Below are 11,074 nucleotides of genomic sequence, written 5' to 3'. Positions count from 1 at the left end.
GGCGCTGCTCAGCGGTCAGCTGCGCTGCGAGGTCACCGTGGAGGCGGGCCGGGTGGGCAGCGCCAGCAGGCCGACCTCGGCGAGGGCGTTCTCGTAGGCACCCATCGCCTCCTGGGCGTTGCCCATCTCCTTCCAGAGGTCCCCGACGTGCCGCCACACCGTCGCGTGGTCCCGGCTGACCGGGACCTGGCTCAGCTGCCGTTCCACAGCCCGCAGGGTGGCCTCGGCGTCCCCCTGCTCCCCGTTCATGTACTGCGCGTGCGCGAGGATCACCCGGGCCTCGGCCGCCTCCCAGTGGGCTTCGTTGCGCAGCAGGCCCAAGGCGCGGCTGGCGTGCGCCAGCGCGTCCGTCGGCCGCCCGAGGCGGACCGCGAGCCGGGCCAGGCTGACCTCGTTCCGGGCCTGTTCCATGGCGCTGCCGACGTCCAGCAGAGCCTCCTGCGACTCCTCCAGCAGCTCCTTGGTCCGATCCAGGTCGGCGTCGGGCATGCTGAGCAGGAGGTAGCCGTACGAGCCCTTCAAGAGCGCCTGGTGGCGTACGTTGTCGCTCTCGGCCATCATCGCCAGCGCGCGTTCGGTGAGGGTGAGGGCCTCCCTGATCCGGCCCTGGGAGGTCGCGACCACGGCCGCGTTCCAGTAGACCGATCCCCGGGCGATCCGCGAACCCGTCTGTTCGGCGGCCGGGATGAGCCGGCTGGCGATCAGTTTGGCCTGGGTGAGGTCGCCCCGGCTCCGGTAACAGCTGATCAGGGTGGCGCCGAGCTGGATGTGGTCGTCGGTGACGCTCAGGCCGAGACCGTCCAGCGTCCGCATGGCGCGTTCGCCGATCTCCACGCTCAGCATCTGGTCGCCGGAGTCCCGGTAGCAGCGGCACAGCGCCACTGCCAGCTGTGTCCACTCCGCCGAGCCCGGCACCACGTCGGAGCTCTCGAACAGGGACGTGAGTAGTTGGATGGCGGCTTCGAGCTGGCCCAGCTTCTCGAAGGCCATGGCCTGGCCGAGCCGGGCCCGGTGGATCATCTCCTCGCTGAGGAACGGCGCGGCGGCGAGCGCCTCGCTGTACGACTGCAGCGCCTCGCCGTTGGCACCGTTCCGCATCGCCATGTCACCGAAGGCGATCTTGAGTTCCAGCTCGTGGACCCGCGCGTCGTCACGCCCTGTGCGCAGGTACTCGACGGAGCAGCCCACTCGTTCTGCCAGTGCCTTCAGCACGGCATCGGAGGGCGCCCTCTTCCCGGTCTCGATCAGGGACACGTAGCTGACCGAGATGTCGGCGGAGGCAAGGTCCTGTTGGTTCAGCCCCTTCTTCTGGCGCAGCTCACGGAGTCTCTGCCCGATCCCACCAGTACTGCTCTGCGGTTGCTCCATGTCTCTCCGGTCAACGGTTCCGTTTGACTATCTGTTTTACAGGAAGTGCCCCGGTTGGCCAAGGTGTCGTCGCGTGAGTCTTACGACATCCCCACTTGGCGATTGACAGAGTCAGTCAATTTCGATTGACTCTCACTGTCAACCACCCCACCTCCTGGAGAAGGCATCACCATGCCCAAGTCCCTGGCCCTCCTCTTCACCGGTGCAGTCCTGGCTCTGAGCGCCATGCTGGTCACCTCGTTCTCCGTCTCGGCGGCCTCGGGGGGCAACGGCGTCGAGAACGTCGTCGTCTCTCCGTCGCCGACCGTCACCCCGGGTCCGCCCGAGTGCTGCTGAGCCCGCCCAACCGCAGGAGAGGAATCAGATGCGCGTCGACCTTGTGACCAGGGAGTACCCGCCGGACGTCTACGGCGGGGCCGGCGTCCACGCGGCCGAGTTGACCCGGGCCCTGCGCCGACTGATCGATGTCCGGGTGCGTTGCTTCGGCGAGCAGCGCACGGAGGCCGGTACGAAGGCGTACCCGCTCCCGGCGGACCTCGCCGACGGCAACGCCGCCCTGGGGTTCCTCGGCGCCGGGCTGCGGATCGCAGACGACTGCGCCGACACGGACCTGGTGCACAGTCACACCTGGTACGCCAACACCGCCGGGCACGTGGCTGGACGACTGCACGGCGTCCCGCACGTGATGACCATGCACAGCCTTGAGCCGCTCCGCCCCTGGAAGGCGGAGCAGCTCGGCGGCGGGTACGCGCTCTCCAGCTGGATGGAGCGGTCCGCCGCCTCGGCCGCGGACGCGCTGATCGCGGTGTCGGGTGCGATGCGCGACGACATCCTCGAGGTCTACCCCGAGATCCCGCCGGAGCGGGTGCACGTGATCCACAACGGCATCGACACCGGCGTCTACCAGCCTGATCACGGCACGGCGGTGCTCGAGCGCTTCGGCATCGACCCGAACCGCCCGATCGTCCTCTTCGTCGGCCGGGTGACCCGCCAGAAGGGGCTGTCGCACCTGCTCCGGGCGGCCTTCGAGCTCCGTCCCGAGGCGCAGCTGGTGCTCTGCTGCGGCCGGCCTGACACCCCGGAGATCGCCGCCGAGGTGGCCGCTCTGGTGGACGAGCTGAGTCGCAGCCGCAGTGGAGTGTTCCGGATCGACGGGATGCTGGATGCGGTGAGCGTGCGTCAGCTGCTCACCCGGGCCGCCGTGTTCGTCTGTCCGTCGCTCTACGAGCCGATGGGCATCGTCAACCTGGAGGCGATGGCCTGCGGCACCGCCGTGGTGGCGACCGAGGTCGGCGGTATCCCCGAGGTCGTGGAGCACGGGCGGACCGGCCTCCTGGTCGGCTACGAGCCGCGTCCCGACGGCACCGGCGAGCCGGTGGATCCGGAGCAGCTGGCCATCGGACTCGCGCTCGCGGTCAACATGCTGCTCGACGATCCGGAGCTGGCGGCGAAGTACGGCCGGGCCGGCCGGGAGCTGGCCGAGCAGGAGTTCTCCTGGGACCAGGTGGCGCGGCGGACGGTCGACGTCTACCGGTCGCTGGCCCGGACCCCCTGAAACCCCCGTGGGTGGCCCGGCGGCGCCGGCCGCGGGCCACCCCCCGTAGCGCCTGCGGCCGACACCCCCGTAGCGCCCTCGGCCACCCACGGGATCACCGCACCGCCACCGGCTGCCGGCGCCCACTCCGCTCGGACCGGTCGAGCAGGGACAGGGCGGGGCCGGCCAGCAGTGTGGTGAGCAGCGCGGCCAGCAGCAGGCACTCGAACAGCTCCTGCCCGATGATCCCCGCCTGGTGCCCGGCAGCGAGCACCACGATCTCGGTCAGGCCCTTGGTGTTCATCAGGACGCCCAGCCGCAGGCAGTCGTGCCGTCCGAAGCCGTACCACCGACCGGCCAGGGCGCACACCAGCAGCTTCGACGCCGTCATCACGGCCAGCACGACCAGCAGTCGGCCGAGGAAGCCCGGCGCGGTGACGCTCGCGCCCAGGTCCACCTGCTGGCCGGTGCCGAGGAAGAAGCAGGGCAGCAGGGCGGCGGCCACCACGGCGAGCCCCGCGCCGCCCTGAGCCGCCGACGGCCGGTCGGGCTGCGGTCCGGCCGCGGGCAGCAGCAGGCCCAGCACCAGTCCGCCGAACAGGGCGTGCAGCCCGAGCGCCGAGGAGACCGCGGCCGCCAGGCAGATCGCGCCGAGCAGCGGGACGACCCCCCACTCCCGGGCGGGCCGGGGACGCTGCCGCTCGCGCACCGAACGGCGCCAGGCTGCCACCGCGGCCCCGCCCACCGCGAGGAGTCCCAGCACCAGGTTGCCGAGCTCGATCCGCCCGGACAGCCACAGGGCCAGTGCCAGCAGGCACCAGCAGGCCCCGTCGCCGATCGAGGCCGAGGTCAGACTCAGTCGGCCGACCGGGGTCGCGTCCAGGCGCTTGTCCTGCAGGATCCGGGCCAGTACGGGGACCGCGGTCACGCCGAAGGCGCAGGCGACGAAGACCGCGAAGGCGGCCGGTGAACCGTTCGATCCGGCGCCGTGCAGCCAGGGGACGAGCAGGAGTCCGGCGGCTGCGGGCACCAGCAGCGAGACCAGGGTGAGCGGCAGCGGGGACCGCGTCGGCGGCGTCCGAGGATCGCCGAGGTGGGGTCGGGCGAGGGTGGTTCCGATCTCGAACGCGTAGACGGCTATGCCGAGTTGGGCCAAGCCGTTGAACACGGTCAGCGCGTCGGCGCCGAACAGCCGGTGGTGCCAGTCCGGCAGCAGGCGCCCGAGCAGGGTCGGCCCCAGCGCGATCCCGGCCGCCATCTCCGCCAGCACGGGTGGCTGGCCGAGTCGGACGGCGATGCGGCCGGCCCCCCTGCTCAGTCCCAGGATGAGGGCCAGGCCCAGGAGTAGACGGGTCGTCAGATCCAAGGTGGGGGTCAAGGCAGTCCAAACCTTCCTGGCGGATTCAAGGCATGGCAAAGCAGGCGCAAGGCGCTGTGAATGACAACGAGATTTACCATTTGAAATCTAGCTAGTCACATCGCGAGGTGTCGATGCGGTCGCAGGGGTCCGCCCGTACTCTCGGAGGTCAAAATGGGGAGCGACAGCGGGGCACAGCTGCGAGGATTCGGGCATGACTACGCTCAAGCAGCAACTGCAGGAGGACCTCACCGCCGCGATCAGGTCTCGGGACGAGCTCAGCTCCTCCACCATCCGGCTCACCCTGTCCGCCGTCACGGCCGAGGAGAAGTCCGGCAAGACGGAGCGGACGCTCTCGGACGACGAGGTGCTGAAGGTGATCGCCCGGGAGGCGAAGAAGCGCCGGGAGGCGGCGGAGGCTTTCGACGCGGCCGGCCGTACCGACTCGGCCGCGCAGGAGCGGGCCGAGGGCGAGTTGCTGGCACGGTACCTGCCGAAGCAGCTCAGCGACGAGGAGCTGACCGCGATCGTGGCCGAGGCGGTGGCGGCCAGCGGGGCGACCGGTCCGCAGGGCATGGGTGCGGTGATGAAGCTGGTGAAGCCGAAGGTCGACGGCCTGGCCGAGGGGGGCAGGGTGGCCGCCGCGGTGAAGGCCGCGCTGCAGCCGTAACGGCGGACACGAGAGAGGGCCCGCCCCGGTTCGACCGGGGCGGGCCCTCTCTGCTTGCTATGGCCGGGTCAGTGCCGGCCGCCGCCGTTACCGTTGCCGCCGCCGTTGTTGCCGCCGATGATGCCGGGCGGCAGGGTGAAGTTGCCGCCGATCAGCCCGCCGTTGGCGGCCGCGCCGTCGCCGGACGGCGGGGAGGCGGAGGCGTTGGGGTCGGGCTTGGGCTGCGGGTCGGGGATGTTGACGGTCTGGAAGGTGCCCTTGGGGGCGCCGGCCAGAGCGCCCTGCATCGCCATCTGCCAGATCGGGCCGGGGCCGGTGGCGCCGTAGACCGACTCGAAGTACTTGCCGCCGATCCGGATGTCCTTCATCGAGGTGTTGACCGTCGGGCCGCCGAGCCAGACCGAGGTGGCCAGCTCGGGCGTGTAACCGGTGAACCAGGCCGCGTTCCGGAAGTCGGTGGTACCGGTCTTACCGGCGATCTGGCGGCCGTCGGACAGCTGGAGCGAGGAGCCGGTGCCCTTCTCGGTCACGCCGAGCAGCAGGCTGTTGATCCCGTCCGCAGTGGTCTCGGACATCACCTGGGTGCAGTTGGCCTGCGGCACGGGCAGCTGGGTGCCGGCCGAGTTGACCACCGACTTCACCGCGATCGGGGAGCAGTACTTGCCGCGCGCGGCGAAGGTCGCGTAGACGTTCGCCATGGTCATCGGCGAGACCTCCTGGGTGCCGAGCACCATGGAGGCGACCTCCAGTAGCGGCTCGCCGCTGGCCAGGTTCTTGATACCGAGCTTGTTGGCCATCTGCTTGACCGGGCAGAGGCCGATCGCCTGCTCCATCTGCACGAAGTAGGTGTTGACCGACTTCGCCATCGCCTCCTTGAGCTGGTACGGGCCGACCTCGCTCTTGCTCTCGTTCGCGACCGTCTCGCCCTTGATGTTCTTCTCGGTGCCGGTGCAGGTGGACATCGTCGGGTACGGGATCTTGTACTCCGAGGGGTACTCCTGCGTGAGCGGCGTGCCGGCCTCCAGTGCCGCTGCCGCCACGATCGGCTTGAAGGTCGACCCGGGGGAGAAGCCGTTGCCGCCGCCCATCGCCTTGTCGACGTTGAGGTTGAGCACCATCTGGTACTGCTTGGTGTCCAGGCCGTACGGGCGGCTCTGCGACATCGCCAGGATCTCGCCGGTGCCCGGCTTGATCATGGTGGCCGCGGCCGCGACCGAGTCGTTCGCGTAGACCTTGGTGGTCACCGCCTTGTTCGCGGCGGCCTGCTTCTCCGGGTCGATGGTCGTGTAGATCTTCAGGCCGCCCTGCGACCAGAGCCGCTGCCGGTCGGCGGTGCTCTTGCCGAAGGCCGGGTCCTGCTTGACCACGTGCCGGACGTAGTCGCAGAAGAAGCCCATCCCCGCCTGGGCGGTGATGCAGCCGTTCAGCGGCTCCTTGTACTTCAGGTTCAGCGGGGCGGCGGTCGCTTCCTTGGCCTGCGCCTCGGTGATGTGCTTGTTCTCCAGCAGCTTGCTGATCACCGTGTTGCGGCGGGTCTGGGTCGCCTGCGGGTGCAGCAGCGGGTCGTACGAGGTGGGGTTCTGCACCAGCCCGGCCAGCGTGGCGGCCTCGGCGATGCTCAGGTCCTTGGCGCTCTTGCTGAAGTAGCGGTTGGCCGCCGACTCGATCCCGTACGCCTGGTGGCCGTAGAAGGTGATGTTCAGGTAGTTGGTGAGGATCTGATCCTTGGTCAGCTCCTCCTCCAGCTTGATGGCGATCTTCAGCTCCTGGATCTTGCGACCCAGGCTCTTCTTGGTGGCCTCGCGGAAGGCCTCCTTGTCGTCGCCCGCCAGCTCGACGTTGACGTTCTTCACGTACTGCTGGGTCAGCGTGGAGGCACCCTGGGTCGCCTCGCCGGACTCGGCGTTCTTCCCGATCGCGCGGAGCACGCCCTTGAGGTCGATCGCGCCGTGCTCGTAGAACCGGGCGTCCTCGATGTCGACCTGGGCCTGCCGCATGATCGGGCCCATCTGCTCCTGGGTCAGGATGGTCCGGTCACGGTCGAAGACCTTGGCGATCAGACCGCCCTGGGCGTCGTATATGAACGAGGCCTGGGAGAGGGTCGGCGCCTTGAAGTCGGTCGGGACGTTGTCGAAGCTCTCGGCGGTGTCCTTGGCGGTCAGGCCGAGTGCGCCGATCGCGGGCAACGCCATGCCCGCGACGAGGACTCCGGCCAGCACGCTGATGCCCAGGAACTTGAGCCCGAGCCCGGCCTTGTCAAGCGGGGATCCCGCGGGTCGCTGAGGTGCCATGGAGAGAACACTACGTCGCTGATTCCCGGACATGGGGGCAGGTGTTCGCCTAGGCTTGTCACAACACTGCGACAGCTTCGCTCTGTTCATCATCGTCACTCTTGTGAGTGATGAGCTTTGCCCGAATTGACCCATCGTCGGGTGATTTGTCGCCAGCCCTACTGGGCGCACCGTGGCAGAGGGTGACGAAAGTGCCCGGAACGCCCTTGGCAAGGCCCCCGACCTGCGATCACTCCAACGAGTGAGAAGACGGATACCCATAGTCCGATTGGGCCATTTGAGATTGGGCCCGAAGGGGCTGTTGCGTGCTGTCGTTCTTCCGTAACGTCCTCAACTGGCAGCGGTGAATATGCCGTTGCCGCCGTGGGGGAGCCCCGATTCGGGAGAGGACGGCGCCGTGATGGGCTGGGTGGACGACTGGAGTGCGCAGGCAGCCTGCCGCACGAGTGATCCAGACGAGCTGTTTGTTCAGGGGGCGGCGCAGAACCGCGCCAAGGCGGTCTGCAGCGGGTGCCCGGTACGCACCGAGTGCCTCGCGGACGCACTGGACAACCGGGTGGAGTTCGGTGTCTGGGGTGGCATGACCGAGCGCGAGCGGCGGGCACTGCTGCGCCGCAGGCCGACGGTGATGTCCTGGCGCAGGCTGCTGGAGACGGCCCGCACCGAGTACGAGGAGTCGCTCGCCACGGGCGTCATCCTGACCGACTACGCACAGGCGGGCTAGCCCACACAGCCCCGTGACAGTGGCAGTGGTGGCGGTAGGAGCACGGCCGTAGGGGGTACGGCCGTCAGGTGTACGGCGCAGGCCGGCTGACCGACCGTCAGCCGTCGGCCCGGCATGCGCCCGACCGGGGGGAGCGTCAGTCCCGGCCGCCCAGCAGCGCGCCGATGGCGCGCAACCCCTCCAGGTCGTGCACGTCGCCCGGCAGGGCGGGCACCTCGACGATCGGCACGTCCGGGTAGACCGAGACGAACCGGTCCCGGGTGAGCCGCTCGCGGTCCATCACCTGCATGCGCTCGGCGTGCAGTCGGAGCAGGCCGGCGGCCAGGGTCTCGGCCGCCACCGTGGTGGCACCCGAGCCGTTCTCCTCCAGTGCCTCGGCCGCGGCCAGCGCGCGCTCGGCGGTGAGCTGGGGTGCTCCGGTGCGGTGCACCCGGTTGAGCACCAGCCCGGCCAGCGGCATCTCGTCGGCGGCCAGCCGGTCGACGAAGTACGCCGCCTCGCGCAGCGCGTCCCGCTCCGGTGCGGCCACCACCAGGAAGGCGGTGCCCGGCGCCTTGAGCAACTGGTAGGTACGGTCGGCGCGTTCGCGGAAGCCGCCGAACATCGAGTCCATCGCCGAGACGAAGGTCTGCACGTCGGTCAGCAGCTGGGCACCGAAGATCTTGCCCAGGGTGCCGGTGATCAGGCCCATGCCGACGTTCAGGAACTTCATCGCGCTCCGCCCGCCGACCTTGGCCGGGGCGGTCAGTATCCGGATCAGCCTGCCGTCCAGGAACGAACCGAGCCGGTTCGGCGCGTCCAGGAAGTCCAGCGCGGAGCGGGACGGCGGGGTGTCCACCACGATCAGGTCCCACTCGCCGGCCGCCCGCAGCTGACCGAGCTTCTCCATCGCCATGTACTCCTGGGTGCCGGCGAATCCGGCGGAGAGCGACTGGTAGAACGGGTTCTCCATGATCGCCTTGGCCCGTTCGGGCTCGGCATGGGCCAGCACGACCTCGTCGAAGGTCCGCTTCATGTCCAGCATCATGGCCTGCATCTCGCCGTCGCCGGAGACCCCCTTGACCACCCGGGGGGTGTTGTCCAGCTCGGTCAGGCCCATCGACTGGGCGAGCCTGCGGGCCGGGTCGATGGTCAGCACGACCACCTTCCGGCCGCGCTCCGCCGCCCGCAGGCCGATCGCCGCCGCCGTGGTGGTCTTGCCCACCCCGCCGGAGCCGCAGCAGACCAGGATCCGGGTCTTCGGGTCCCCGATCAGGGTGTCGATGTCGAGCTCGGTCATGCCGCCCCCTGCCGCTTCAACTCACCCGCCAGGCGGTAGAGACCGCCCAGGTCCACGCCCCCGCCGAGCAGCGGGAGTTCGTACGTCGGCCGCTTCAACTGCTGGAGTGCTGCGCGCTGTTCACGCTCCAGCTCGACCCGCTCGGAGTGCTCGCGGGCCTGGTCGAGCAGCGGGTCGAGCAGTGGCTCGACCGCGGCCCGGACGGTCGCCGCGGACTTGGACCGCCCGCCCAGTCCGGCCTCGCCGAGAGCCAGCGCGACCTCCTCGCGGTGGTCGCCGTGCACCGCGTCGACCGCGGCGGCGTCCAGCACCGGCGGCCGGACCATGTTCACCAGCACACCGCCGAGCGGCAGTTGCGCCTCGGTCAGCTCGGCGATGCCGTCCACCGTCTCCTGCACCGGCATCTCCTCCAGCAGGGTGACCAGGTGCACCGCCGTCTCCGGCGACCTGAGCACCCGCATCACCGCCTGCGCCTGCCCGTGGATCGGCCCGAACCTGGCCAGCCCGGCCACCTCGGAGTTGACGTTCAGGAACCTGGTGATCCGTCCGGTCGGCGGCGCGTCCATCACGATCGCGTCGTACGCCCGCCGCCCGTCCGGGCCCTTGCGCCGGGCCGCCTCGCAGGCCTTGCCGGTCAGCAGTACGTCCCGGACCCCGGGCGCGACGGTGGTGGCGAAGTCGACGAAGCCGACCTTCTGCAGCGCCTTCCCGGCCCGGCCCAGCTTGTAGAACATGTCCAGGTACTCGAGCAGAGCCTGCTCGGTGTCGATCGCCAGCGCGTACAGCTCACCGGCCGGGCCCCGCCCGTCCAGCCCGAGCCTGGACCGCGAGACGGTGGCGACCTTGCGCTCCTCGTACGGCAGGGCCGCCAGCCCGAACAGCTCGGCGATCCCCTGCCGGCCCTCCACCTCGATCAGCAGCGTCCGGCCCCCGTCGGCGGCCAGCGCCAGCGCCAGCGCCGCGGCGACGGTGGTCTTTCCGGTGCCGCCCTTGCCGCTGACGACGTGGAGCCGGACACCCTCCCAGTCCGGATCGCGCCGGTCCACCTGGTCCACGCTCCGTCTCCGTCCGTCTCAGCGGCGCCGCACCCGGCGGGCGCCTCCTCACGCGAGGGTAACCAGCCGTCGCCCCCGATGCCGGGAGCCCGGTGGGAACCGTGCTGATTCATGCCCGGGCTGTGTCCCGGATCACACCCCGGCCAGGCACTAGAGTCACCCTCATGACCAAGTGGGAATACGTCACCGTGCCGCTGCTCGTCCACGCCACCAAGCAGATCCTGGACTCCTGGGGCCAGGACGGCTGGGAGCTCGTCCAGGTCGTTCCGGGCCCGAACCCCGAGCAGCTGGTTGCCTACCTCAAGCGGGAGAAGAGCTGATGAGCAAGGTTGAGGAGAAGCTGGCCGCGCTGGGCCTGACCCTCCCCGAGGTGGCCGCACCGGTCGCCGCGTACGTCCCGGCGATCCGCACCGGCGAGTACGTGCTGACCGCCGGTCAGCTCCCCTTCGTCGCGGGCAAGCTGCCCAGCACCGGCAAGGTCGGCGCCGAGGTGACCGCCGAGGAGGCCAAGCAGCTCGCGCAGATCTGCGCGCTCAACGGCCTGGCCGCGATCAAGTCCGTGATCGGCGACCTGGACAAGGTCGAGCAGATCGTCAAGGTGGTCGGCTTCGTCGCCTCCGCCTCCGACTTCACCGGCCAGCCCGGTGTGATCAACGGGTGCAGCGAGCTGCTCGGCGAGGTCTTCGGCGCAGCCGGCGTGCACGCCCGCAGTGCGGTCGGTGTCGCGGTGCTGCCGCTGGACGCGCCGGTCGAGATCGAGTTCCAGGTCCGCGTCTCCGCCTGACACCTTTGCTCC

The 11,074-nt window shown here is 70.0% G+C and carries 11 protein-coding genes; 6 read left to right on the top strand and 5 right to left on the bottom strand.

Translation table 11 applies throughout. From position 1 onward, the window contains the following. Nucleotides 1-15: 15 nt before the first annotated feature. Entirely contained in the window at nt 16-1,368 is a 1,353-nt protein-coding gene (locus ASC99_RS14930) for a helix-turn-helix domain-containing protein (protein WP_057232076.1), read from the bottom strand. Nucleotides 1,369-1,539: 171 nt separating this feature from the next. Between ASC99_RS14930 and ASC99_RS38545 the strand changes: the two genes are divergently transcribed. Further along, nucleotides 1,540-1,704, top strand: a complete 165-nt coding sequence (locus tag ASC99_RS38545; protein WP_157531529.1) for a hypothetical protein — start codon at nt 1,540-1,542, stop codon at nt 1,702-1,704. A 28-nt stretch (nt 1,705-1,732) separates the two neighbouring features. Then, nucleotides 1,733-2,923, top strand: coding sequence for a glycogen synthase (glgA, locus tag ASC99_RS14925; protein WP_057232075.1), 1,191 nt, complete (start codon nt 1,733-1,735; stop codon nt 2,921-2,923). A 94-nt stretch (nt 2,924-3,017) separates the two neighbouring features. Here the strand turns inward: glgA and ASC99_RS14920 are convergent, their stop codons facing one another. Further along, the gene (locus tag ASC99_RS14920) at nt 3,018-4,280 is read right to left on the bottom strand and encodes a cation:proton antiporter (protein WP_057232073.1); all 1,263 of its coding nucleotides are present in this window, start codon (nt 4,278-4,280) and stop codon (nt 3,018-3,020) included. A gap of 193 nt (nt 4,281-4,473) precedes the next feature. On the opposite strand from ASC99_RS14920, the gene ASC99_RS14915 reads away from it, so the two are divergent. Continuing rightward, the gene (locus ASC99_RS14915) at nt 4,474-4,929 is read left to right on the top strand and encodes a GatB/YqeY domain-containing protein (RefSeq protein WP_057232071.1); all 456 of its coding nucleotides are present in this window, start codon (nt 4,474-4,476) and stop codon (nt 4,927-4,929) included. 68 nt (nt 4,930-4,997) lie between these two features. On the opposite strand, the gene ASC99_RS14910 is transcribed toward ASC99_RS14915, so the two are convergent. Beyond that, nucleotides 4,998-7,220 (bottom strand): transglycosylase domain-containing protein, encoded by a 2,223-nt coding sequence (locus tag ASC99_RS14910; RefSeq protein ID WP_057232069.1) that lies wholly within the window; start codon nt 7,218-7,220, stop codon nt 4,998-5,000. Between the two features lie 400 nt (nt 7,221-7,620). On the opposite strand from ASC99_RS14910, the gene ASC99_RS14905 reads away from it, so the two are divergent. After that, a complete protein-coding gene (locus ASC99_RS14905; protein ID WP_033333275.1) occupies nt 7,621-7,944 on the top strand; it encodes a WhiB family transcriptional regulator in 324 nt (107 codons plus the stop codon). A gap of 136 nt (nt 7,945-8,080) precedes the next feature. On the opposite strand, the gene ASC99_RS14900 is transcribed toward ASC99_RS14905, so the two are convergent. Both ASC99_RS14900 and ASC99_RS14895 read right to left on the bottom strand, forming a co-directional pair. Then, the gene (locus tag ASC99_RS14900; RefSeq protein WP_057232068.1) at nt 8,081-9,223 is read right to left on the bottom strand and encodes an ArsA family ATPase; all 1,143 of its coding nucleotides are present in this window, start codon (nt 9,221-9,223) and stop codon (nt 8,081-8,083) included. Beyond that, the gene (locus tag ASC99_RS14895) at nt 9,220-10,278 is read right to left on the bottom strand and encodes an ArsA-related P-loop ATPase (protein WP_057232066.1); all 1,059 of its coding nucleotides are present in this window, start codon (nt 10,276-10,278) and stop codon (nt 9,220-9,222) included. The genes ASC99_RS14900 and ASC99_RS14895 overlap by 4 nt, the downstream gene beginning before the upstream one ends. A gap of 164 nt (nt 10,279-10,442) precedes the next feature. Here ASC99_RS14895 and ASC99_RS38540 point away from each other — a divergent pair, with 164 nt between their 5' ends. Beyond that, on the top strand, nt 10,443-10,598 hold the full coding sequence (locus tag ASC99_RS38540; protein WP_157531528.1) for a DUF4177 domain-containing protein: 156 nt from the start codon (nt 10,443-10,445) through the stop codon (nt 10,596-10,598). Next, a complete protein-coding gene (locus ASC99_RS14890; RefSeq protein WP_057232065.1) occupies nt 10,598-11,062 on the top strand; it encodes a RidA family protein in 465 nt (154 codons plus the stop codon). Before ASC99_RS38540 ends, ASC99_RS14890 begins: the two co-directional genes overlap by 1 nt. The last annotated feature ends 12 nt before the right edge of the window (nt 11,063-11,074 follow it).

It is taken from the genome of Kitasatospora sp. Root107, from assembly GCF_001424875.1.
GTDB lineage: Bacteria > Actinomycetota > Actinomycetes > Streptomycetales > Streptomycetaceae > Kitasatospora.
Note: the sequence above shows the minus strand (reverse complement) of the source record. Positions and strands in the feature narration are given on the sequence as shown.

Bases quoted from the DNA above. Each gene is read 5' to 3' on its own strand.
- ASC99_RS14900 (WP_057232068.1), bottom strand. From the start codon at position 9,223: ATGACCGAGCTCGACATCGACACCCTGATCGGGGACCCGAAGACCCGG.
- ASC99_RS38540 (WP_157531528.1), top strand. From the start codon at position 10,443: ATGACCAAGTGGGAATACGTCACCGTGCCGCTGCTCGTCCACGCCACC.
- ASC99_RS38545 (WP_157531529.1), top strand. From the start codon at position 1,540: ATGCCCAAGTCCCTGGCCCTCCTCTTCACCGGTGCAGTCCTGGCTCTG.
- glgA (WP_057232075.1), top strand. From the start codon at position 1,733: ATGCGCGTCGACCTTGTGACCAGGGAGTACCCGCCGGACGTCTACGGC.
- ASC99_RS14915 (WP_057232071.1), top strand. From the start codon at position 4,474: ATGACTACGCTCAAGCAGCAACTGCAGGAGGACCTCACCGCCGCGATC.
- ASC99_RS14905 (WP_033333275.1), top strand. From the start codon at position 7,621: ATGGGCTGGGTGGACGACTGGAGTGCGCAGGCAGCCTGCCGCACGAGT.
- ASC99_RS14910 (WP_057232069.1), bottom strand. From the start codon at position 7,220: ATGGCACCTCAGCGACCCGCGGGATCCCCGCTTGACAAGGCCGGGCTC.
- ASC99_RS14930 (WP_057232076.1), bottom strand. From the start codon at position 1,368: ATGGAGCAACCGCAGAGCAGTACTGGTGGGATCGGGCAGAGACTCCGT.
- ASC99_RS14890 (WP_057232065.1), top strand. From the start codon at position 10,598: ATGAGCAAGGTTGAGGAGAAGCTGGCCGCGCTGGGCCTGACCCTCCCC.